General features: G+C 60.3%; 17 protein-coding genes. 2 read left to right on the forward strand and 15 right to left on the reverse strand.

From position 1 onward, the window contains the following. The first annotated feature begins 138 nt into the window (after positions 1 to 138). Together pepN and NIM86_RS01625 are read left to right on the forward strand one after the other, a co-directional pair. Entirely contained in the window at positions 139 to 2,769 is a 2,631-nt protein-coding gene (gene pepN / locus NIM86_RS01620) for an aminopeptidase N (RefSeq protein ID WP_253378612.1), read from the forward strand. Positions 2,770 to 2,941: 172 nt separating this feature from the next. Beyond that, positions 2,942 to 5,266 carry a PAS domain-containing sensor histidine kinase gene (locus NIM86_RS01625; RefSeq protein ID WP_371872843.1) on the forward strand — a complete coding sequence of 775 codons (2,325 nt, stop codon included), beginning with the start codon at positions 2,942 to 2,944 and terminating at the stop codon, positions 5,264 to 5,266. 127 nt (positions 5,267 to 5,393) lie between these two features. Here NIM86_RS01625 and NIM86_RS01630 read toward each other — a convergent pair whose 3' ends face one another. From NIM86_RS01630 to NIM86_RS01700, 15 genes are all read right to left on the reverse strand, one after another. Further along, the gene (locus NIM86_RS01630) at positions 5,394 to 5,993 is read right to left on the reverse strand and encodes an EF-hand domain-containing protein (protein WP_253378614.1); all 600 of its coding nucleotides are present in this window, start codon (positions 5,991 to 5,993) and stop codon (positions 5,394 to 5,396) included. A gap of 31 nt (positions 5,994 to 6,024) precedes the next feature. Further along, on the reverse strand, positions 6,025 to 9,033 hold the full coding sequence (locus NIM86_RS01635) for a bifunctional [glutamine synthetase] adenylyltransferase/[glutamine synthetase]-adenylyl-L-tyrosine phosphorylase (protein WP_253378615.1): 3,009 nt from the start codon (positions 9,031 to 9,033) through the stop codon (positions 6,025 to 6,027). 58 nt (positions 9,034 to 9,091) lie between these two features. After that, a complete protein-coding gene (locus NIM86_RS01640; protein WP_253378616.1) occupies positions 9,092 to 10,561 on the reverse strand; it encodes a cell wall metabolism sensor histidine kinase WalK in 1,470 nt (489 codons plus the stop codon). Between the two features lie 5 nt (positions 10,562 to 10,566). Continuing rightward, positions 10,567 to 11,238, reverse strand: coding sequence for a response regulator transcription factor (locus NIM86_RS01645; RefSeq protein ID WP_253378617.1), 672 nt, complete (start codon positions 11,236 to 11,238; stop codon positions 10,567 to 10,569). Positions 11,239 to 11,431: 193 nt separating this feature from the next. Continuing rightward, entirely contained in the window at positions 11,432 to 13,009 is a 1,578-nt protein-coding gene (locus NIM86_RS01650; protein WP_253378618.1) for a Do family serine endopeptidase, read from the reverse strand. A gap of 129 nt (positions 13,010 to 13,138) precedes the next feature. Next, positions 13,139 to 13,630, reverse strand: coding sequence for a cytochrome c-type biogenesis protein CcmH (locus tag NIM86_RS01655; protein ID WP_253378619.1), 492 nt, complete (start codon positions 13,628 to 13,630; stop codon positions 13,139 to 13,141). Continuing rightward, positions 13,627 to 15,621 (reverse strand): heme lyase CcmF/NrfE family subunit, encoded by a 1,995-nt coding sequence (locus NIM86_RS01660; protein ID WP_253378620.1) that lies wholly within the window; start codon positions 15,619 to 15,621, stop codon positions 13,627 to 13,629. Before NIM86_RS01660 ends, NIM86_RS01655 begins: the two co-directional genes overlap by 4 nt. A gap of 21 nt (positions 15,622 to 15,642) precedes the next feature. Next, positions 15,643 to 16,158, reverse strand: coding sequence for a cytochrome c maturation protein CcmE (gene ccmE, locus NIM86_RS01665; protein ID WP_253378621.1), 516 nt, complete (start codon positions 16,156 to 16,158; stop codon positions 15,643 to 15,645). Continuing rightward, positions 16,155 to 17,309: a c-type cytochrome biogenesis protein CcmI gene (gene ccmI / locus NIM86_RS01670; protein ID WP_253378622.1), complete on the reverse strand. Its 1,155-nt coding sequence runs from the start codon at positions 17,307 to 17,309 to the stop codon at positions 16,155 to 16,157. The genes ccmE and ccmI overlap by 4 nt, the downstream gene beginning before the upstream one ends. 19 nt (positions 17,310 to 17,328) lie before the next feature. Further along, positions 17,329 to 17,787, reverse strand: coding sequence for an RT0821/Lpp0805 family surface protein (locus NIM86_RS01675; protein WP_253378623.1), 459 nt, complete (start codon positions 17,785 to 17,787; stop codon positions 17,329 to 17,331). 31 nt (positions 17,788 to 17,818) lie between these two features. Beyond that, complete coding sequence (locus NIM86_RS01680) at positions 17,819 to 19,237, reverse strand: sensor histidine kinase (RefSeq protein WP_253378624.1); 1,419 nt, start codon at positions 19,235 to 19,237, stop codon at positions 17,819 to 17,821. Positions 19,238 to 19,248: 11 nt separating this feature from the next. Further along, entirely contained in the window at positions 19,249 to 19,917 is a 669-nt protein-coding gene (locus NIM86_RS01685) for a response regulator transcription factor (protein WP_253378625.1), read from the reverse strand. Positions 19,918 to 20,027: 110 nt separating this feature from the next. Beyond that, a complete protein-coding gene (locus NIM86_RS01690) occupies positions 20,028 to 20,312 on the reverse strand; it encodes a hypothetical protein (protein ID WP_253378626.1) in 285 nt (94 codons plus the stop codon). A 105-nt stretch (positions 20,313 to 20,417) separates the two neighbouring features. Beyond that, positions 20,418 to 20,624, reverse strand: coding sequence for a hypothetical protein (locus NIM86_RS01695; protein ID WP_253378628.1), 207 nt, complete (start codon positions 20,622 to 20,624; stop codon positions 20,418 to 20,420). A 2-nt stretch (positions 20,625 to 20,626) separates the two neighbouring features. Continuing rightward, positions 20,627 to 24,424 (reverse strand): glycoside hydrolase/phage tail family protein, encoded by a 3,798-nt coding sequence (locus NIM86_RS01700; protein ID WP_253378630.1) that lies wholly within the window; start codon positions 24,422 to 24,424, stop codon positions 20,627 to 20,629. Positions 24,425 to 24,427: the final 3 nt, after the last annotated feature.

Below are 24,427 nucleotides of genomic sequence, written 5' to 3' on the forward strand. Positions count from 1 at the left end.
CCCCGACAGACAACACGGACATAACCCGTTGGATCGTTTTGGCTCTTGCGCTAGACGATCCAAATCGAAGCCTGCAAATCGCCACCCGCGCTTTCGACATGCGAAAACCGCAACCCGCAGGACAGATAGGGGACGAAAATGAGAAGCGAAGTCGGCACAACGATCAGACTGTCGGAATATGCGCCGCCATCCTATCTCGTGTCCGCGGTTTCGCTGACATTTCGGCTTTATCCCCGCCGGACGATTGTGAAAGCCGCTCTTAGCGTTCAACTCAATCTCGGCACTGTCCCAGGTACCGAACTGGTCTTCGATGGCGACGGGATCGAGCTTCTGAGCCTGACGCTGAACGGCTTGCCGGTGGACGCCACCACGACACCGGAGGAGTTGCGGATCGCCGGTGTCCCGCATGAGCCGTTCACACTCGAGATCGAGACCGCCATCGACCCGGAAGCCAATCTGGCGCTGTCGGGACTTTATCGCTCAAATGGAGTTTATTGCACGCAATGCGAAGCGGAAGGCTTTCGGCGAATCACCTATTTCCCCGACCGACCTGACGTTCTGAGTGTCTATACTGTGCGGATCGAAGCACTGAGCTCGGAGGCGCCGGTTCTGCTATCGAATGGCAATCCGGGTGAAGCGGGCGAACTTCCCGATGGCTGGCATTTCGCCGAATGGCACGATCCCTGGCCCAAACCCTCCTATCTGTTCGCGCTCGTCGCCGGCGACATTGTCGGCGCATTCGATCGCTTCACCACCATGAGCGGGCGCGAGGTCGAACTCGGGGTCTATGTCGAACGTGGAAAGGAAAGCCGAACGGGCTGGGCCATCGAAAGCCTTAAACGCTCAATGAAATGGGACGAAGAGGTCTTTGGACGCGAATACGATCTGGACGTCTTCAACATTGTCGCCGTCTCCGACTTCAATATGGGCGCGATGGAGAACAAGGGCCTCAACATCTTCAACGACAAATACATTCTGGCCGATTTCCGAACCGCGACGGACACCGACTACGCCAATATCGAGACCATCATCGCGCACGAATATTTCCACAACTGGACAGGCAATCGCATCACCTGCCGCGACTGGTTTCAGCTTTGCCTGAAAGAAGGTTTGACGGTTTATCGCGACCATGAATTTTCGGCGGATATGCGCAGCCGGGCGGTCCGGCGCATTGCGGAAGTCCGCACTCTGAAATCGGCGCAATTCCCTGAAGACGGAGGGCCGCTGGCTCATCCCGTGCGGCCGACCGCCTATCGTGAAATCAACAATTTCTACACGGCGACCGTTTACGAAAAAGGCTCCGAGGTCATTCGCATGCTCCGCATGGTGATCGGCGATAGCGCCTTTCGCGTCGGGATGGACCGTTACTTTGGCCGGCACGATGGCGACGCAGCCACCATCGAAGATTTTCTCGCCTGTTTCGAGGAAGCTTCAGGCCGCTCCCTTGCTCAGTTCGCCCTCTGGTATCATCAGGCGGGGACGCCTCAAATTACGGCGGAAACTCAATACGACAAGGACAATGAGCGCCTGGTTCTGACGCTCGACCAGTTCGTGCCGCCAACGCCCGATCAAACCGATAAGAAGCCGATGCATATTCCCATCGCCTTCGCTCTCTTTCGGCCCGATGGCGCTCACTTTTCCGTCTCTAAACAGAGCGACCTCGTGCAGGACGGCATCATCCATCTGACGGAACAGCGTAGCGAGGTCGTCTTCGATGGGATCGACGAACAGCCTGTCGTCTCCTTGCTGCGCGGCTTCTCGGCACCCGTTACGCTGGATATCGGGCAGCCGGAAGCGGATCGAATTTTTCTGGCCCGGCATGAAGACGATCTCTACACGCGCTGGCAGGCGCTGGACCGGCTGGCAACAGATACGATACTGGCGTCCTATCGCCAGTCGGGCGGCAGGGAACTGGCCGGTTCAGCCGACGCCCTCATCGCCCTTTATGGCGAAGTGGCGTGCGATGAGGGGCAGGACGCTGCGTGGCGCGCTCTGACATTGACGCTGCCCGGCGAGGCTACCCTTGGGCGGGAGGCGGGGCTGAACGTCGACCCGGACGCCATTCACGATGCGCGTGAGGCGCTATTGTCCGCCATCGCTGAGAGCCATGCGAGCGATTTTGCCGAAATTTACGGCGCGCTCGGGACCAATGAGCCTTATTCGCCCGATGCCCTGTCGGCTGGTCGGCGCGCCCTCAAACTCGTCCTTCTGGACTATCTGACGGTTGCCGAAGGAGGCGCCGCCCGCGGAAAAGACCTATTCGACCGAGCCGACAATATGACGGAAGAGGCCGGCGCACTGGAAAATCTTATCCTGCGCAGGCCGCAGAGCACAGAAGCCAAAGCCGCGCGCGCCGCGTTCGAGGCGCGTCATGGAGACGATCCTCTGGTTATGGACAAGCTGCTCGGCATGATCGCGCGCGTGCCGGGAGGTGATGCCCCGACGAGAATCCTCGAGGCGATGGAGCATCCCAACTATGTGGAGACCAATCCGAACCGGGTGCGCGCCCTTATCGCCAGCTTTGCCGGCGCCAACCCCTCTGGTTTCCATCGCCCCGACGGCTCGGGCTACCGTATTCTGGCCGATGTCATTGCCCGTGTCGCGCCTCAAAACCCGCAATTGGGCGCGCGTTTGGCCACACATTTTCGCTCCTGGAAAGGTTTGGAGACAACGAGACGCGCAGCAGCATATGAAGTGCTTCAAAGCCTACGGAATAAACCGGACCTTCCACTGGATGTCCGTGACATTATAGACCGAACACTTTCGTAGGCCGCTCTCTAATCTGCATGAACCCCTTTTGTTCTCAAATAGACTTCAACTCGGCAATAAAAACAGAATTTTTGCACTGGACAGCTGAGTCGCCGGTGATTCTAATGGGGTGATTCGGCACTCAGGCGGAGCCGGATCGACGAGGGACTGAACGGCAAGGCGGAGCCGTATGATGGCGATGGCGGACGCGCTGCGCGCGACTGGCTTATGGGGATTCACGCCCCGCGGCGGGAAAGAAAAAACCGGGTCGCGAACGAGGGGCGATGCGAGGCTCTTCGCTACCCCGCCGGACTATGACCGACTTCTTAAGTTGGAAGTCTTTTTCCGTCGCATCATTCCCGTACTCTGCATCGTTTTTCTGGCGATCGTCGCCTCGATACGAGGCTATAACCTCTACGACCAGTACCAGAACCTGGAAGACAACGCGGGCACGACGCTGCGGCTATCGGCCGATTTGACGGCGCTGGACCTTCGGCGAGATGGCCCCGACCGCGCGCTGGCCACCTACGAGACAGATGCCGCTTCCGCCATAGGAAATATCCTCTCCACACGCGGAGGGCGCGTTATCCATCTGGACGGCGATGCAAGGATCGTCTCCGGTCAGCCTTCGATCCCGGAATCGTTCGATGGCCGTCCCCTCGAAGACCTCGTTACTGGTGCACAACCGCTTCGGCTATTCGGCAAGAGCGCCGGCATTCAGCCCGTTACGTATCGTGGCCGCGATGCACTGGCAGCCCTATCCTTCATTGGCGACACACCTGCCGAGGGCTCAGTTCTGGCGCTCATCGAGCGCGATGTCCTCATGGCCAATTTCAAGCGGACGGTCTCGACCAACGCCACATTGTTCGTATGTACCGCCGGCCTGTTGCTGTTCATCCTCTACGCCTATTTCGGACAGGCCACCCGCGCCAAGGAAGCGGACCGTCTTTATGTGGAAACGCATCAGCGCGTCGACCTAGCCCTGAAGCGCGGGCGGTGCGGTCTGTGGGACTGGGATGTGGCGCGGGGCCTGATGTACTGGTCGCGCTCCATGTTCGAACTGCTCGGCTATGAAAGCGCTGATCGAATGCTCTCCTTCGGCGATGTGCAATCCATCATCCATCCGGCCGACATCGACCTTTTCGCGCTGGCTCAGCGCATTGTCGCCGGCGAAACGCGTCAGATCGACGAAATTTTCCGGATGCGCCACGCCAAAGGCTACTGGATTCGGATGCGCGCCCGTGCGCAAGCGCTTCCCGGCTGCGAGGATGGCGGTGTCCACCTGATCGGTATCGCTGTCGACAGCACCGAACAGCACGAGTTGGAAGAACTCCATGCCGAAACCGACCGTTATCTTCGCACGGCCATCGAAACCATTACAGAAAGCTTTGTGCTCTGGGACGGTTCGGACCGCCTGGTCCTGAACAACACACGCTATCGCGACCACACCGGTCTGCCGGTCGATCTTCTAAAGGAAGGCACGCCCCGCGCCGAAATCGAGGCCGCCATGACGTCAGTCACGTCCCAAACCCGGAAGGCCGGCACGGGCGGCGCGATCAATTACGAACGCGAACTGGCCGATGGCCGCTGGGTGCAGGTCAACGAAATGCGCACCGCCGATGGCGGAACGGTGTCAGTGGGCACCGACATCACCCAGCTCAAAACGCAGCAGGAACGGCTCGTCCGCTCCGAACACCGGCTAATGGCAACGATTGCCGAGTTGTCGCAGGCGCGGCGCGCTGAAGAGGAACGGTCCCGCGAGCTCACCGAATTGAACCAGCGCTATGTCGTCGAGAAAGAGCGCGCGGAGCAGGCCAACCAGGCCAAAAGCGAATTCCTCGCCAATATGAGCCACGAACTGCGTACGCCGCTGAATGCGATTATCGGCTTCTCCGAAATCATGACGGCACGCATGTTCGGCCCGCTCGGATCGGATCGCTATGTCGAATATGCCGACGACATTCACCGCTCCGGTACGCACTTACTCAATGTCATCAACGACATTCTGGATATGAGCAAGATCGAGGCTGGCCGCTTCGAACTCGAAAAAGAAAGCGTCGATCTCAGCCCGGTCATCGACGAGACCTACCAGATGATCGCCGTCCAGGCAGAGGGCAAATCGATTGGGATCGAATTACGCATCGCCGATGATATAACCGTCGAAGTCGACCGTCGCGCGGTTAAGCAGATCGTACTGAACCTGCTCAGCAACGCGGTGAAATTCACCGATGAAGGCGGGCGGATCGTTCTGCACGCAAGGCAGGTGGCGGATGAAGTGCTGTTGACGATCATCGATAATGGCTGCGGTATCGAACGGGAAGCGATGCGGCGTCTTGGAAGGCCATTCGAACAGGTACAGAACCAGTTCAGCAAGAGCCATATCGGCTCGGGACTTGGGCTTGCGATTTCGCGCTCCCTTGCCGAAATGCATGGCGGTTCACTGCGTATGTTATCGCGGCCAGGCATCGGCACCGCAGTCGGGGTCCGGTTGCCCGGACAGGCCAGGACGGTTCACTGAGTTTCGAGCTGTTCTCTTAACCGCGCCTGTTTCCAGCCTGCGCGATGCATTTGCTCGAGGGTTTTCACTTTCGACAATAAGGCCCGCGCTTTCGCACGGGCCTCTTCTTCATATCGTTCGGTGAAGCTTATTCTGCCGGCTTGGGCGCGGGCGGCTGCTCGGGCCGATCAGCCGGGCCGTTCTCGCCCATCGGCGGGCGCTTCATTTGTTCACCCCCTCGCATACCATGGTCTCCGCGACGGCCGCCGCGTTCACCGCGATGATGACCACGACGCGGCATCTCACCGGCTTCGAGCTTGCCGTCATTGTCGCGATCGAGACGCGCGAAAAGGCGCTCACGGCTGGCATTCAACTCTTCAACGGTCAAAGTGCCATCATTGTCGGAGTCGAAACGGTTGATGATGCGTTCGGCACGCTGACGCATCCGCTCTTCCTGCCGCTTCTGAATGGCTGCGACCGCTTCTTCAACTGTGATGGTTCCGTCGCTGTCCCCATCCGCATTGGCAAGAGGGCCTTCCATCGCGGCGGCGAACTCCTCAAACGTCACACTGCCGTCGTCGTCGGTATCCGCAGCTTTGAAACGTTCTTCGAGGTTGGCGCGAGGGCCGCCGTCACGCATGCCGTGGCGTTTGCCGTGATAGCCGGATTCGGCCAGAGCGGGGCTTAGCGTCGTGGCGATAGTAGCGAGACCGATGAAGCCAGCGGCGAGTTTCAGTTTCTTCGACATTTCGTTTCTCCAGTCATTTCGTCCCCTTCCTTTATGACGGGGACGAAACGGAGCCTCCCGTCTCGTCCTCGCGGTGAATTCCCGTCAGGCGGTCGAAGATCATCCGCACCGCCGTCCGGGCCTCCTGCAGTTGCGAACCGAGGACCCCAAGGTCCGGAGCATCCGTCCGCCTGCAGAGCAGTTCGACGAACCCTTGCGGCGCCGTCTGCGGATCGAAGTCCCGGTCGAGACAAATCCGAAGGATCTGAAGAAGCATCGTCATCAGATCATAGGCGCCGACGAGTGCGTCGCGTTCTGCATTGCTCACATAGGTGGGGGATAGCGCGGCGAGAATAGGGCGAGTGCCTACTATGGAGAAACTATAAGAATCCAACGATTTAGTAAGTTTGGCAATCTGAGCTATGAATTCGAGATCGATCAGGCCGCCAGAGGCCAGCTTCACGTCGAAAGGGCTTTGCGGCGGCTTGGCTTCACTGATGCGAAGCCGCATCCTGCCCGCTTCCTCGCGAACAGTGGACGGCTCGCCGACCCCGTCCAGACTGTGCTTTATGATCGCATCGATCTCGTCAGCCATTCCATTATCGCCATAGACGACGCGTCCGCGTGACAATGCCATCTTTTCCCAAATGGCTGCGCCAGTCTGCTGGTAGGACCGAAAGGCCTTGAGAGACGTTGCGAGCGGCCCCTGATTGCCGGACGGACGCAGGCGCAGATCCATTTCGTACAATACGCCCTCCGCCGTCGGTGCAGAGACGGCGGCGACGAGACGCTGAGAAAGGCGGGTGAACCATGTTGGCGCGTCGAGGGGCCGCTGACCGTCTGACTGCGCCGCCCCTTCGGCGTGATCGTACAGAAAAATGATGTCGAGATCGGAGCCAGCGCTCATCTCATGGCTGCCAAGGCGGCCCATGCCGAGGATAGCCACGCGACCACCGGGCACCTCGCCGTGTTTTTCGACGAACACATCGCGGACAGCATCGAGAGTACGGGCCATCAAAAGGTCGGCAAGCGTGGTGAAGCACTCACCGGCTTCGGTCGCATCGATCGCACCTGTCAGAAGGCGCGCCGAGATCATGAAGCGTTGCTCGACCGCGAATATCCGCAATCGGTCCAACCTATCTTCGTGATCGCGTGACTGCGCCAAGAAGGGATCGAGGCGCTCGGCAAGACTTTCGCGATTGGGCACGAGCGCCAGGCGGTCACGGTCGACCAGGCCATCGAACACATGTGGCCGCTTTGCAATGGTCGTCGCCATGCGCGGCGCGGTCGCCAGAATGGTGGTCAATAGCGACAAAATCTGCGGATTGCCTGAAAGAACGGAGAAGAGCGGCAATCCTGCCGGAAGTCCGGCCAGCATTTCATCCAGATACATGAGGGTTTCATCGGGCCGTCCGCTCGCAGCGAGCGCACGAAACAGGTTGGGCTGGATCGTCGTCAGCATCTGACGGGCAGATGTCGCGCGGAGCGCGCGGTAGCGTCCCGTGTGCCAAGCGCGCACGATGCGCGAGATGTCAGCGGGTCGCTTGAAGCCGAGTTCGCTCAGACGCTCAAGCGTGCCCGGATCGTCCTGATCGCCGGTGAAAACAAGATGGTCTGCAAGGTCGCCTTCCTCATCGCTGTCCTCGGCAAAGAGCGCGGCGAAATGCGTATCGACCCTTCCGAGCGTCGCCAGAAAGCGCTCCGAAAAGCTTTCCCGGCTATCGAAACCGAGAAGGTGGACCACTCTCGCCAATTCTTCATCATCACGCGGCAGGCTGTGCGTTTGCTCGTCCGCGATCATCTGGATGGCGTGTTCGACATCGCGGAGAAACCAGTAATCCGCGATCAGTTCGTCGCGGATCTGTTCAGCGATCCATCCATGCGAAGCCAATTCTCGAAGCATGGCGGTCGTGGAACGCCCGCGCAAATCTTCCACCCGCCCACCGGCGATCAATTGCTGGGTCTGGACAAAAAACTCGACTTCGCGGATGCCGCCCCGTCCCAACTTCACGTTATGGCCGGCAACGACAATCTCCGTGCCACCTTTGTGCGAGGCGATCTGGCGCTTGATGGCGCGGATATCGGCAATGGCCGCAAAATCGAGATAGCGGCGCCAAACGAACGGTCGCAACTCTTTTAGAAAAGCAAGTCCGGCATCGATATCGCCTGCCACGGCGCGCGCCTTGATCATCGCGGCGCGCTCCCAGTTCTGGCCGCGCGATTCATAATATTGCAGACCCGCTGCAACCGGGATCGCCAGCGGCGTGGCTCCCGGATCGGGCCGAAGCCGCAGATCGGTGCGGAAGACATAGCCATCGGCCGTCCGGTCGGAAAGGAGGCGCACCATCCGCCTGACCTGCTTGACCACCGCTTCAGCCAGCCCCTCGCGTCGCGTCACGCCACGGGCTTCCGGCTCGAAGAAAATGATCAGATCGATATCCGATGAGAAATTGAGCTCGCGGCCGCCTAGCTTGCCCATACCAAGAATGATGAGTCCGCTATCGGCTTCTGGTTTTTCTGGGTCCGCAGGAGACAGGAAACCCTGTCCCGCCAGATCGCGACACAGATAACGCGCCGTCACTTGCAAAACCGTCTCCGCCAGACGGGTCAGATGCTCAACCGAAACCTCCGCAGCGCCGCCCGCTGCGATGTCAGCTATTGCGATGGCGATATGGGCATTCAGCTTGTGGCGGCGAAGCGCTGCGCCAAACGCTTTTTCGGTAAGCTCGTCATTATCGCCAAACGTCTCAATCGCAAGGATCTCTTCGGTTACCGTGGCATCCAGCCCATTTTCGAAGAGCCGAGCCGCGATCGCCGGACACCGAAGAAGCGCAGAGCGCAAAAAGGGCGACAGATCCATTACCCCACGAAAAAAGTCGCCAGCGGCATCATCGTCGGCAATCAGAGAGCAGAATTTCCTCAAATCGTCAGCGGTGGCCGCCTTCGACAGATCGTTCAGCCACTCGTCGGAACGCTTTTCGTCCAGCACTGGCGGAATGGATGACACAAAGAGCGAATCGATCTGCTGCCCTTGCGTCCCCTTGGTGTTCTGTCCCGCCATACCGATCCTCCCTCAATCCAGCATAGCGCCCGGCGATAGAGACCTGAAGCGTCTGGGTCTAGCCGGATTTATTGACAGGTTTCTTCATCTCGGCCTGGATCGGCAGACACAACCGGGCAGCGAGGCCCGGAGCGTTATCCTCCAGAACCAGCCGACCCTCGTGAAACTGCGCCACCGCCTTGACGAGAGAAAGGCCCAATCCTGAGCCCGGTCGCGTGCGGCTTTCCTCCAGCCGCACAAAGCGTTCGGTCACGCGATTGCGTTCGGCGGCGGGGACGCCAGGCCCGTTATCGGCAACGGTCAGCACCGCCTTGCCTTCTTCCTTCTCAAGCCGGATGTCGATGGCGATAGGTCCTTCTTCAGGTACGCCATGGCGAAGCGCGTTCTCGACCAGATTGGCGATGGCCTGGCCGATCAGCTCACGATTGGCGCGAACCATCAAAGGTTCCTGGCCGACATCGCAACTCAGCGTCCCGCCAGCCTCGTCCGCCGCAGGTTCGTAAAGTTCGCAGACATCGGCAGCGATTTCCGTCAGATTGACGGCCGTACGATCATCGATGGAATTACCCGCTTCCAGCCGGCTGATGCGCAAGATGGCAGCAAACGTGCGGATCAGTTGGTCGGATTCAGCAATGGTCTGCTCCAGCGCCAGACGGGTCGCTTCAGGATCGTCATGGTTTGCGAGGGCCGCCTCGGCGCGGTTGCGAATCCGCGTCAGCGGCGTCTTCAGATCATGCGCGATGTTGTCGGCGACATGTTTCAGCCCTTCATTCAGCTCGCCAATGCGGCCCAGCATGATGTTGATACCGCTGGAAAGCTGGTCAAACTCATCTCCCGCCGATGTGACCGGCAGCCGTTGCGATAGATCGCCAGCCATGATCCTGTCGGTGGCGACCGAGACCTTTTCGACCCGTCGCAACCCACGGCGTCCAACGAAGTACCAGATCAGGAGGGAGCCCAGTCCCATAATGGCGAGGGCCATGACGATGGCCTGACGCGTAATGTCGCGCAGTCGTTCCGGCTCTCCGAGATCGCGCCCGACCAGCATGGCCATACCGTTCGGCAGCATGAAGACCTGCGCCATGGCGTGATGGGCATCATCGCCTTCCAACAAGGCACGCAGATTGAGTTCGCCCGAGCGGATCGCCTGGCTGTCGCCGTAACGCAAATAAGCGAAGGGCTTCCTGGTCCAGCCTTCACGGTCCAGCAAATCGGGATCGAGCGCCTCTACGTTTCCGGTCAGGATTCGGCCATCCTGTCCCGCCACCAGATAAAGATAGGCGCCAGGCTGACGTGACCGGCGATCGAGCGTCCGGATAAGTCGCGGCAGACCGCCGCGCCGATAGACATCGGCGAGTTCGGCCACTTCCTCGTCGATGGTCGCGCGGGTCTGGCTCGCCATCATTCGCGCCGACAGGGCGGTCATGTAAAAGACCAGCACCATAGCGCAAGCCATGAAAAGCAGAACGAAGAGAGCCGAAAGCCGTGTCGCCGTCGATCGCAACATGGCGGGAAGGCGCACCGCCATGACGATTATCCTTTCAGCATGTAACCGACGCCGCGCACGGTATGCAGGATGGGCGTATCGAAATCGCGCTCGATCTTACTGCGCAGGCGCGAAATATGCACGTCGATCACGTTGGTCTGGGGATCGAAGTGATATTCCCAGACATTCTCCAGAAGCATCGTTCGGGTCACGACCTGACCGGCATGACGAACGAGATAATCCAGCAGCTTGTATTCACGCGGCTGCAGCAGGATGGTCTGGCCGGCGCGCTTGACGGTATGAGACAGCCGGTCGAGTTCCAGATCGCCGACCCGTAGCATCGTCTCCACCTCAGGTCCGCGCGGGCGTCGCGACAACACTTCAACACGAGCAAGAAGTTCGGAGAACGCATAGGGCTTGGTCAGATAATCGTCGCCGCCGGCGCGCAAGCCTGTCACACGGTCGTCGACTTCACCCAGTGCGGAGAGGATCAGGACCGGCGTGTGAATGCCTTTCGCCCGCAGTCCGGAAACCACCGAAAGACCGTCGCGTCGAGGCAGCATCCGATCGACAACCAGAACGTCGTAGTCGCTCGTCTCGGCCAAAGCAAAACCGCTTTCGCCGTCGCGTGCGACATGGGCGGTATGGCCAGATTCGGAAAAGGCCTTCTCAAGATAGTCGGCTGATTCCCGGTCGTCTTCGATGATAAGCAGCTTCATTCGTCTCAATCCGTCGATTCGTCACCCTGAACGTAGGGCAGATGATGCAGCGGCGGCAGGTCTTTCAACCCACCGCCGCCATAAGAACGCTGTTCCGCAAGAGGAAAATGGAAAGCGCCCCCACCCCGCTCGCCCACTCGATCCAGTTCAGGGGACTGGAAACGGATCGATGAGCGATTGGGCGTTCTTTCGTCTAGCCGCGCGAGACCGGGATCGCCACGAAGCGCTGTGCGTCGTTTGTCCTGATCTGCATCAGCACAGCCTTGCGACCGTCCTTCATGGCCTTGTCGGTCGCCTCGGCGACGTCATCGGCTTTGCTAACTGTCTGGCCGTTGACCTTCATGATGATGTCGCCAGCAGACAGACCTTTCTCTTCCGCATCCGATCCCGGCTCGACATCGGTGATGACGACGCCTTCGCCGTCTTCCGATGGCGTGACCGTCAAGCCGAGATCGTCGAGTGAAGAGGTCTCCGGCTCAACTGCGCTCTCTTCGCCGCTATCGTCGCCTGGCGCCATCGCCATGCGATCCGGCTTGGGCATAAGGCCAAGCTTGACCTTCACGTCCTTGGTATCGCCATTACGGAAGACCGAAACATCGATCTCGCTTTCGGGCTCGAAACCGGCGATTGTCCGTGACAATTCGCGCGGACCTTCGACCTTCTCGCCATTCACCGCAACGATGATGTCGCCTGCTTCGATGCCGGCTTTCGCACCGGGGCTGTTATCCGTCGGCTGCTGAACAAGTGCGCCCTCGGCAACCTCAAGGCCGACAGCTTCTGCGATATCGTCCGAGACCGGCGCGATCTGTACGCCCAACCAGCCGCGTTCGATCGAACCGTCATCGATCAGATCATTGACGATCCGCTCAGCCGAGGAAGAAGGGATCGCGAACGCGATACCGACATTGCCGCCCGAAGGCGAAAAGATCGCGGTGTTGATGCCGATCACCTGACCGGCCGTGTTGAAGGCCGGACCACCGGAGTTGCCGCGATTGACCGGCGCATCGATCTGAATGAAATCATCGTAAGGCCCGGCGCCGATATCGCGTCCACGCGCCGAGACGATGCCAGCCGTAACGGACCCACCGAGACCGAACGGGTTGCCAATCGCCAGAACCCAGTCGCCGACACGAACGGCCGAATCGTCGGCGAAGGTGGCGTATTTCACCTTGCGGCCTTCGGTATCGACCTTCAGAACCGCCAGATCGGTGCGCGGATCGGTGCCGACAAGCTGGCCATCCATTTCGGTGCCATCGTTCAGCACCACCGTGTAGGACGAAGCGTTTTCGACCACATGATTGTTGGTCACCACATAACCGTCCTCGGAGATGAAGAAGCCCGAGCCCTGGCCGCTCGGACGCTCGCGACGCGGGCGATTGCGCTCCGCGCGTCGCTGGCGGTCAGGGCGCGCATTGTCGCCTTCGCCGCCGAATTCACGGAAGAAGCGGCGGAAAGGATGATCTTCCGGAAGTTGTTCGAAGCCGGGCATGCCACGGAACTGGAAGTTGAACCCGCCATCCGGACCGCCTGAGGTCATCTGACGATTCGATTTCACCCGCACCGACACCACGGCTGGCGAGACACGCTCGACAACATCGGCAAAGCCGTTGATCGCGGTCGACTGTTCGGTGCGCGGCACTGTGACCTGCTCGGCAAGCGCCGGCGCAGACTGGTAGGTCGAAAGGCCGGCGGCTCCACCGCCGAGAATGGCAATCGCGCCAGCTGCGGCCATAAGCCGGCGGCGGATAGAATTATTAGGCTGATGCGCCATGTATCGTTTTCCTCTTCGCTATGGCGATGAGACTCGCCGCGTTGATAGAGCAACGATCTAAAGCGCTTCGCCTTACAAGGCACTTTCCATGAGGTGAAAACTTCGTAAGGCGAGGTCGTCGCCCAGACGCTATCGTTCGAACCAGTCGTCGGCGAGAGCCTCGCTCAAACGGTCCTCTTCTTCCGCCGATAATTTCTGGGCGCCGGGCGTTGCAACCGTTCGGCTGCTGTCGCCGCGACGGCGAAGAAAGAGATAAGCTCCTCCGCCGAGGAGAACCAAAAGCGGCGTTGCCCAAAGAAGAAGTGTGGTCGGTGAGAAGACCGGCTTCAGCAGAACGAACTGTCCGTATCGCGAGACGATATAATCAACGACCTGTTCGTCTGTCTCACCCGCCTCGATCCGTTCACGAACAAGTATTCGCAGGTCACGGGCGATAGAGGCGTCGGAATCGTCGATCGACTGATTTTGGCAGACAAGACATCGCAGCCCTGCCGAAATATCGCGCGCCCGCTCCTCCAGCGCTGGATCGTCCAGCATCTCATCGGGCTGCACCGCATGAGCCGGGAGCCACGCAAAAGTGAGCCCCAGGGTCAGAAGTAGGAAGACGAAGGCAGCTCTCACCCAACCGCCTCCGTTGCAGGCCGGCGCAGGCGGGATTTCGGCGCCTGCGGCGCCCCGACACGCAATCGACGGTCGGAAAGTGAAACAAAACCGCCGATCATCATCACCAGCGCGCCCAGCCAGATCAACGTTACAAGCGGTTTATGCCAGACGCGAACCACCGCGCCGCCACCTTCCGAGAGGTCACCAAGCGACAGATAGACTTGCGAGAAGGCAAAGGTACGGATGCCCGCTTCCGTGGTGGGCATCTGACGGGCGGTGTATATGCGCTTGGCCGAACTTATATTGCCGAGCGATTTTCCTTCGACCGTCGCAAGATCGAACTGCGCGCGATCGGCAACGAAATTCGGGCCGCGTTCGGGAATTATCGTGTCGAATGTCACCCTGTAACCGGCGATGTCGAGGCTGTCGCCGGGTTTCATGGTCACGATACGCTCATCTGCAAATGCGCTGACGGCGACGATGCCAAGGACCGTCAACCCCAATCCGCTATGACCGAGGGCCGTGCCGAACATGCTGCGCGGCAGACCGACGAGTCGCCGAGCCGCAACAGGCAGCGCGACACGCCCCACGCCAGACTTGGTGGCGAGATCGGTCAATGCGCCAGCCACGAGCCATGCGGCGAGACCGATTCCGAGCGCCGCGAAAACAGCGGTTGGATCGACAAGGATTAGACTGACGGCCACTGCGAGAATTGAAAAGCCAAAAGCCCAAACCAGCCGCATCGCAACGGCGGACCAATCGCCTCGCTTCCACGCCAGAAGCGGGCCGAACGGAACAGCGACCAGAAGCGGTATCATCAGAGGACCGAATGTCAGGTTGAAGAAGGGCGCACCGACAGAAATTTTCTGCCCTCCAATCGCCTCGACCACCAGAGGATAGAGGGTGCCGACAAGAACGGTCGCGGTGGCTGACGCCAGAAAGAGATTGTTCAACACCAGCGCGCCTTCGCGGCTGATTGGCGCGAAGAGACCACCCGTTTTCAGACTGGTGGCGCGCAGTGCGAATAGCAGAAGCGCTCCGCCAATGAAGAAAACCAGAATAGCCAGAATGAAAAGGCCGCGCGTCGGGTCCGAGGCGAAGGAATGAACCGAGGTGAGAATGCCAGAACGGACGAGGAAAGTGCCGAGCAATGAGAGCGAGAAGGTTATAATCGCCAGAAGAAGTGTCCATATTTTCAGCGCGTCTCGTTTTTCCATGACGATTGCGGAGTGCAAAAGCGCTGTGCCGGACAACCATGGCATGAAGGAAGCGTTCTCAACCGGATCCCAGAACCACCAGCCGCCCCAGCCCAGCTCGTAATAGGCCCAGTAAGAGCCCATCGCGATGCCGGCCGTCAGGAACGTCCAAGCCAGAAGTGTCCAGGGCCGAACCCAGCGAGCCCAGGCCGCTTCCATTCGCCCGTCGATCAGCGCCGCGATTGCGAAGGAGAAAGCCACCGAAAAGCCGACATAGCCAAGATAGAGAAGCGGCGGATGGATAGCCAAACCGATATCCTGAAGAATCGGATTGAGATCGCGGCCTTCCATAGGCGCTGGCGACAGGCGGGCGAAGGGATTGGATGTCAGCAGAATGAACAACAGAAACGCGCTGGAGATCCACCCTTGAACCGCAAGGACCAGCGTCTTCAGACGCAGAGGCAGGCTCCGTCCGAAAGCCGCCACGAGCGCGGTGAACAGCGCCAGAATGGCAACCCAAAGCAGCATCGAGCCCTCGTGGTTACCCCACGTTCCGGTGATACGGTAAAGGGCTGGCTGCTGCGAATGAGAGTTTTCAAAGACGTTCACTACCGAGAAGTCAGACTGATAATAGGCGGAAGCCAGAACGCCAAAGGATAGCGCGATCAGTGCAAAGACCGACAACGCCGTCGGCGCTGCCGTCGCCATCACGCGTTCATCGTTTCGCAGCGCGCCGGCCAGCGGCATTATCGCCTGAAAGAACGATAGGGCCAAGGCAAGGACGAGCGCGAAATGGCCGGTCTCGATCAGCATGTTTCCAAGCTCCTCCTCGCCCTATTGGGTCAGCGGGGCCGATGCGGTCGGCTCATCGGCAGCAGTATTTTTGGCCGGCGTTCTATATGCGCCGCCGTCTTGGCCGCCCTCCTGCCACATGCCCTTCTCCTTCAGGCTGTCGGCAACTTCACGCGGCATATACTGCTCGTCATGCTTGGCCAGGACCGTACTGGCCACAAAGACGCCGTCCGACGCCATTTCACCTTCGGCCACGACGCCCTGCCCCTCGCGAAAGAGATCGGGCAGAATGCCCTGATAGCGTACCGGAACGGAGGCTGCGCCATCGGTCACGGCGAAGCGTACGACCTCGCTTTCGCCTCGCTCCACCGAACCGTCAACGACCAATCCACCCAAGCGGACTTTCTGTCCGGGCTCCAACGGCTCGGCCGCAATGGCGGAAGGGTCGACGAAGAAGACGATCTGCTGATTGAGCGCAGTCAAAACGAGTGTCAGCGCCAAACCCAAAAAGATGGCGGCGCCGCCTATCAAGCCGAGACGCTTTTGTTTGCGTGTCACGAGCGGGTCTCCGATTCTTTCTCAGGCTGCGGGGCATCGTCAAATCGCGACAACGCCTCCGCCGCCGAACGGATTTTGGTCTGAGCAGACTCGTCATCCTCAAAGGCCTCTAGAGCGCGTCGCGCCGCATCCTTACCCTTCTCCATATCGCCAAGAACACGATACGCATTGATCAAGCGCAACCATTCATCAATCGAACCGCCGTTTTCCTCCAGCCGCCGATCGAGACCGGCAACCATCTGTCCGATCATGGCCTGTCTCTCGTCAGCCGACATATCGGCGGCCGCAGCGACAGCCTCGCGATCCGGGCCGCGCGCGGCCTCCTCAGCCGGTTCGGCCGCTGCAAGTTGCGCTGCCTGACGGGCGGCGGAGAACCATGGCGAACCCTCTTTCTGGCTATCGGCCAGCTTGTTCCAGAGTTGGACGGCAGCGGCACTGTCGCCCTCCTGTTTTTTGGCCAGAGCCAGGAAATAGCGTGCACGAGGCTCTTTCGGCTCAAGTTCCACGGCACGTTCGAGCCGCTGCTTCGCACCTGCTGAGACAATGCCGCCACCGGCTGCGATTTCCGCCTCGCCAAGCGCGGCCAGAAGCGATCCGCTCTCTCCCCTCAGCCGGATCAATGCGCGGAAGGCATTCGCTGCGTCGTCGTATCGGCCAACGCGCATATAGATGGGAGCCAGCGCCCCCCAGCCGCGTGAATCGGATGGGTTCGAAGCCAAGGCCCGTTCGGCGCGAGCGATAAGGTTTTCGATGCTATCGGTGCTCGGATCGGCTTTAAGCCGCGCTTCCAGCGGCTGCGAGGGCATGTCCGGCTCGCCGATGACGCCATAGAAGCCCCACGCGACAATAGGCACCGCGAGAACGGCAGCCATCAGAAAGGCGTTCGGCAACCGACCGTGATCGTTGTCTTCCTGACGATCGCGCGCCTGAAGCAGGCGACGCGCAATCTCGGCACGCGCTTCGGCAGCGGATGGTTCATCCAGCGAACCACGCTCAATCTCCCGGTCAAGCGATGCTAGCTGATCGCGATAGACGGCCTCGTCAGCTGCATGTTCGGCTATGCTCTCATCGGGCGTCGGCTTGGGCAGAAATAGAAGGATAGCGCCTATAGCGGCCAGCGTCAGAGCCGCGGCAATCAACCAAAACGGCATCACGAGCGCCCCCCGCGGCTCAAATCACCGTCCAACTTCCGTCCTCGGTCCGGCATGCAGCGCCCTTCAGCGCGCGAATGTCGCCCTCAATCGTCAGGGTATGGGTGAACTGCCGGCAATCCTGACGACCTACGCGGTAAGGCTGATAAGCCACCACGCGACCGCTTTCTCCGTTGTCGGACTGCCAGGAGACGGTTTCGCCCTGCCCCTTGTACTCCAAGGCGCGATATTCGGCTGCAAGAGCGAGTGTCTGCGACGATCCTACCGAAAGCCCCGAGGCCGGGCGGGCCGCTAGCCCGTTCACCATGCCAACGGAACCACCCGTTGCGGACGATGGCGCGAAAGCCGATGAAGGCGCACCGCCAGTCAATGTCGTGCAGCCGGCCAATCCGATCCCGCCCAAAAGAATCGCAAGTCCCCGCAAAACGAACAAACGGCTGGGGTTCTTCGACATCTGAAATGGCTGCAATCGCGTCAACGCACTTATCCCCTTCACTCAGACCGTTCTATCACCTTTGCCGCGATGCGGAAAAGGGCACCGCCGGTAGAAACAGTTTCGCCCTCAACCCTCCCAGATCAGCGCGCGACAATTGCAGCTCGCCGCCATATTCGGTCGCCGTATCCGAAACGATCGAAAGGCCGAGACCCGTGCCCGGCACCGTTTCGTCCAGCCTTTGGCCACGCTTCATCGCCCGTTCGGCCTGATCCTGAGGTATCCCCGGCCCATCATCATCCACCGTCAATATGACGACAGCGCGGCCATTGCGCTCCGCCAGATGGCCGGAAAGGCGAAATGTCGAGCGCGACCATTTGGCAGCGTTTTCAAGAAGGTTGCCCAACATCTCCTCAACGTCGTGCCGATCGCCGGCAAAGACCAGATCGTCATTCACCTCGGACAAAATGGTTTTGTCAGAGGCGATTTTACGCATGACCCGGACGAGCCTGTCCGTCACCGGCTTCAACTCGGTCCGCTGGCCGAGGGCCGCGCGCTGTGCAGCTATCCTCGCGCGCTGAAGATAGTGATCGATCTGGTGTCGCATGGCGGCGGCCTGTTCGGCGATCAGCCGGCCATGCGGCTCATCGATCGCGTCGGCCTCGTTGGTCAGCACCGAGAGCGGCGTTTTAAGCGAGTGAGCCAGATTGCCGACCTGCGTGCGAGCCCGCTCGACGATATCGTGATTGGCGTCGATCAGCGCGTTCACTTCAGCCGTCAAGGGTCCGATCTCAGGAGGAAATTCGCCGACGAGACGGCGCGTCTCACCGGAACGGACCGACTGCAGAGCGAGGCGAACGCGGTCGAGCGGTCGCAGGCCGAAACGGATGGCCGCCGCATTGATGATCACCAGAACAATACCGAGAAGCGCGAGCCAGCCGAAAAGCTGACGTTGAAAAGCGGTGACGCTCTCACGGAACGCCGATTCATTGCCCATGATCCGGAAACGGTATGGCGCCCGCTGATCGCCCAGTTGAAGCTCCGCCTCCGCTACACGAACCAGCCGCCCATCCGGCGCGTCTTCCGTATAGGTGCGCTCGAACAGATCGTTGAACGGGGTCGACTGGGCACTTGGAACTGCGACCTTATCGTCCAGCTGAACCGAGCGAAGTTGAGATCGGTCCGCGACCGGCTCACCGCCGACCGGGCTTACCTCCCAATACCAGCCGGACTCCGTATCCTCGTAGCGAAGGTCGCCGAATTGGGGCTCGCCGGTCAGCGATCCCTGTCCGTCGAGGCCGACCGCGGCGATGAGGTTGTAGCGATGGGCGATAAGCAACTGGTCGAAGCTGTCGCGCGATTCGCGCTGATAGATCGCCGTGACAAGCGAGCCGATGGCCAGGAGAGCCAGAATGGCGAGAAGCGATGACAGGATCACAACCCGCGCCGTCATGGAGCGCGGGAGGGGAAGCCGCTCTGCCTTCGGCCAAGCCATCGCTACCGTCTCTATGTTTCGCGCGGCGCGCGGATACGATAGCCCATGCCCCGGACTGTCTCGATCAGATCTGCGGAAATCTTCTTGCGCAAACGCCCGACAAACACTTCAATCGTATTGGAGTCGCGGTCAAAGTCCTGGTCATAAAGGTGTTCGACCAGTTCCGTCCGCGATACCACCTCATCCTGATGGTGCATGAGATAGGCCAGAAGCCGGAACTCCAGCGATGTGAGTTTGAGCGACACACCGTCAATGTCAGCCCTTGAAGCACGCATATCGAGCCGGAGGGGGCCGCAGACCAGTTCGGAACTGGCATGGCCGGCAGCCCGCCGGATCAGGGCGCGAAGCCGAGCAAGCACCTCTTCGACATGGAATGGCTTGGCGACGTAATCGTCGGCGCCCGCATCGATACCGGCCACCTTGTCGCTCCAGCGGTCGCGGGCCGTCAGAATGAGAACAGGCATGTTGCGGTCTTCGCGGCGCCATCGCTCAAGGACAGACAGACCGTCAATTTGTGGGAGACCGAGATCGAGTACGACAGCGTCGTAGGGCTCGGTATCGCCGAGAAAATGGCCTTCCTCACCGTCGGTGGCGCTATCGACCGCGTAACCCGCGTCTTTCAAGGCATCGCAAAGCTGGCGATTGAGATCGGCATCGTCTTCGACAACGAGAACACGCATTGGCTGATTACTCCCGACGATCACTATGCTGACTGTTTGCCCGCAGTTCCGGTCGGCAATCAAGCCCAGCGCATCGTTTCAGAGCATTCCATCAGCCGATAACCAGCGTTTCAGCGCATCGGCACCACAGTTTCTTCGCGTCGCGGACGGCCACCCTTCCCATCGGGAACGAGCATAACGACACGGCACTGGTTGCCGCCTACCGCATCGGCCCGTAGCAATCTTGCACCGCGCCGTTCTGCCAGCCTCTGGCCAACGGCGTAGCAGGTGTCAGCGACACGAAGAATGGGGCTTTCCGCCGATTGCTGCTGATGCTGGACAGGCCAAGCCTCGGCAGCACCTGGGGCGGCACCGACCATTGCTAGAACCGAAAGAAGGGCGAACAGGTTTTTCATAGAGCCGTTTGTAAGGCATTCTCGCTGAATGGCACATGAACAAATTGGCCCCGGCTTATCAAGAGCCGAAGCCAATATGGCGACCCTCTCCGAAGTTCCCCCTGTTCAGGCAATCGCCCGACTTGCCGTAACCCGACCCCAAAGGGCGACGAGACCGGTCATTGCGGTCAAAATCTGCAGGATGCCCTCGGCCACGGCCCCACCTTCCAGACCGCCTGTCGGCACCCCGGCGAAAGACGCCGTGGCCAGTAGCACCGTACAAAGCGATGCCCAGATTGTCTTGGAGAGATACCAGGGTTTAGCGTCTGTCATGATCACAGTATCCTTTGCTGGGTGGGTGAAATGTCGGCGGGAACGAAATCGCGAACCATCGCTATTCCAGCGCCCACTGTCTGGCTGAGTTGACGCACCTCCAAAGAATGCACGTCGTTCTGGGCGGCGAATGCGCTTTGCGGGACCGTCCAGTTCGTGGTCTCCAATATCTCCGATATCAGGGTCTCACCGGCGGGGCCGCGCAAAGTCGCTTCGTAATTTTCGCCCTCTTCGCCGAGCGGAATGTCGAGCCCTTCCCATCGATCCGCATCGATCCGCCCCCGACGTATCCAGCGGAAGTCGACCGCATCGTCCACGGTTCGGGCGGTCGGATGGACAGGGGCAAGCGGCATCAAAGCGCGCAAACCACCCGTCTCGAGGGCTTCCACCCTTTCCGTTTCGATCGATTCCCGACCCGCCGGCTCGATTCGCCAAGCCATCTCCGTACCCATTTCGCTACGACGGATACCGGCCGCCTCCACCGCGCTGTCCAGCAGAACAAACGTCGATCCGATGGGTAGCCGTCCGGCGGCGATATCATCGGTGCCAAGCTGGCCGCGCAGCAGACCGCTCAAGCGCCATAAATCCGTCGCCACCTCTTCCGCATGCTCGAACTGAAGCACTTCCCACCCAGACGGGCCTTGAATGGCGGCGGCGTTGGCACCAGCCAGAAGCGCCGACCGCTCGACCGATGCCAAACTGCCGCTGAAAAGCTGCACGTGAAGTGTCGCTGCGGAAACCCGCCCGGGCCTTGCCGGCGGCAGGTCGTCGACGGTCTCGCCAATGATCGCAGGCTCATCAATGAGAGCGCGCTGCTCGAAGACGCCTCCCGGCGCTGCCAGCGCCGCAAAGGGCTTCCAGAAGCGCGACCAGGCGGCGATGCGAAAGCGGTCGGCCGCATCGTCGCCATCGATCAATGGCAGATCAAGGAAGGCGACTGCCGGCGCGCCGCCCTGTTCGGCGACCGATTGTGCCGTCAAACCTTCCGAAAAGAGCGAGCGATCCGGGTGCGGCGCAAAAGCCTCGTCACGTCGGGCACGGATGCGAATGTCCAGCCCCGTCTCCACCTCCTCGACCTTCCAAACGACGTCAGGCCTGTCTTCCAGCCGAAAGCGCGAGGCTGGCTGCGGCACCGCCAGCGATGGCGGAAGCGACAATGCCAGAGAAACCCGCTCCTCCTGAGAGCGCCGAAGCCGGTCGGCAATGCGAGCATCCAGCGCTCCGCGATGCATGGCCCCAGGAAAGGCGATCTGCCGCGAACGCTTCTGATCGGCTCCGTTCTCGAACTGGCGGGCAACCGCAGACTGGTACTCCATAAAGGGATCGCGCGCTGCGGCGAGGATCTCGCCATGGGTCTCGATCGGCGAAGCGTAGGTTTCGGTAGCCGGGCCGTTGTCTGGCTGCTCCACCGCATCGATAATTGTCGAAATGGAACCCTGTCTGGCCCGTGATCGAAACGTTAGTCGCCCGTCTTTTTCGACCGTTTCGATATCGTGCAGATCGAGAATCGGTGTGATGAATTGGCGCGTCGACACACCGGCATCGACAATAATTCCTTCGACCATGGCATCGACACCGGATGTGTCGAAATCCTTGATGCCGGCACGAGTGAGGAGGTCTGCCAGAAAATCGCCGATTTCGATCTGATCGAGCCGTCCATTCAGCCAGTGACCGCGTGACCAGGCATCGCCATCCGACCAGATATTGTCGAGGAGCGGGAAAGCGGGAAAAGGCCGGGTATCCCATGCCCAGAGATAGAGTCGCTCCCAATCGACCGGCGAACCGGCCTCATCTTTCCAATGGGTCAGATGCGCCTTCAGAAACCGACGCTGGATGAGATCGTCACGACCTCCGTTTGAATCGGCCGGAGCCGCGCTTTCCGACGATTTACCGTCGACGAAAAGATTTGGCTGCGTGGCGCCGCCATCGATTGCCGGCGCACCGAGTTCGGTAAACCAGACGGGTTTTGCCATTGGCGTCCACTCGGTCGGCTCGGCGAGTTCGATGCCGCTTCGGCGTTCGAAATGCTGATTGGACCACCAATCGCGAAGAGCTTTGGGCTGGAAGACCCAATTCTTTGCATACGCGCCGTCCTCGATTGGCGTGCGTATACGGCCATCGCGATCCTCTTCGCTGGCGTAGTGCCAGGTGCCGTATTCGCCGCCGTCAATGGCAGTCTGCAGGGCGTCAGCATCGTAAGGGCTCGCAGCGCAATCGGGGTTGCCGCCGTATATGTCGTCTGGCCGCCAGTCCGACAGCGGCAGATAGTTGTCGATGCCGATGGCGTCGATATTCGGATCGGCCCAGAGCGGATCGAGATGGAAATAAACGTCTCCCGAGTCGTCTTTGGGATGGAAGCCGAACCATTCGCTCCAGTCAGCGCCGTAGGTGAGCTTGGTCCCGGCGCCGAGCGCCTGGCGGACATCCGCCGCGAGATCGCACAGGCCCTGGACAAAGGGAAATTCCCCGCTGTCATTTCTCGCGGTTGTCAGTCCACGCAGTTCCGAACCGATCAGAAACGCATCCACCCCACCTGCTATCCGGGCGATGTCTGCATAATGCAGGATGAAACGACGATAGCCGAACGAAGCGCCATTCCCCAGGAAGGCAGCGATCTGCGCATCGGTCGACTCCGCCGAGCCGATCGGTGCGATACGACCGCGCCACGGATAGGCGGGCTGCCGGTCTTCGCCGTCCAGATCGTCTAGCGTGTTGCCAGCCGGAATATCCATCATCACAAAGGGATAGAGCGTTACGGAAAGGCCACGCGCCTTCAGACTCCTGATCGCTTCGATGACGGATATATCAGCCGGCGTCGAGCCGAATGCAGGGCCACCATCGAGCGTGGATATCCGATGTGCGGCCGCAGGAGTAAGACCGTCCACCGACCAGACAAGCTTCTTCGCACCAATCGACGGGCTCGTGACACCGGGCCGGATGGCGCAGTTGCCGGCGCGAAGGTCGTCGCCGAACCAACTGACGACGAGCGCGATATGTCGCAGGTGCGGGCAAAGCGCCATCAGCTCGTCGATGGACGCAGCGAGATCGCTTTCTCCAAAGAGAACATGCCGGTTGACCCATTTTTCACGCCCCGGCCCACTATTGGAGACAAGCCTGGTCGGAAACAGGCCGAAGCCAGTCGAGCCGGGAATAAGGCAAACGGCGCGGATGTCTTCCGCTATACCGCCGACCGGGCGCATGACTTCGAAATGCACCTGCGGCAGCCGGTTGCCATAGTCCTTTAACGGCATCCGTTCAAAGACCGCATAAGCGGTGCCTCGATAGGCGGGTGTCTGGCCGCTGCCCTGCTTGGCTTCGATCAATGGATCGGGTGCCTGATCGTCCGTCCCGCGATAGACACGCATTTCGATCCCGGTCAGATCAACCTCGCGGCCGTCCATCCAGACACGGCGGATCCCAGCAATTTCGCCCTCGCAAATGGCCAGCGCGAAATTGGCGTAATAGCTGTAGGTGGTCGTCTTGGTCGTACTGGAACGGCGGCTTCCCTTTCCGCCGCTGCGCTCTTCCGTATGGCGCGCTTCCTCATGCCGCGTCATCCATATCAGTGTGCCGCCGACCCGAACCGTACCGAAAATCTGCGGCAGGGAGACGCCTTCCTCCGCAGTCTGAGGCTGGAAGCCAGCGAGGCGCGGACCTTCCTGTTCACTCTTTTGCCCGAACAGCTGCTGATCCAGCGTATAGCCAGCCACAGCGCCGAGCGCGCCGCCTATTGCCGTGCCAACAGGCCCAAAGATGCTGCCGATCGCCGCGCCGGCCGTTCGAAGAATGATGGTTGCCATCTG

Origin of the sequence: Notoacmeibacter sp. MSK16QG-6 (assembly GCF_024158145.1) — a bacterium.
Classification (GTDB): domain Bacteria; phylum Pseudomonadota; class Alphaproteobacteria; order Rhizobiales; family Rhizobiaceae; genus Notoacmeibacter.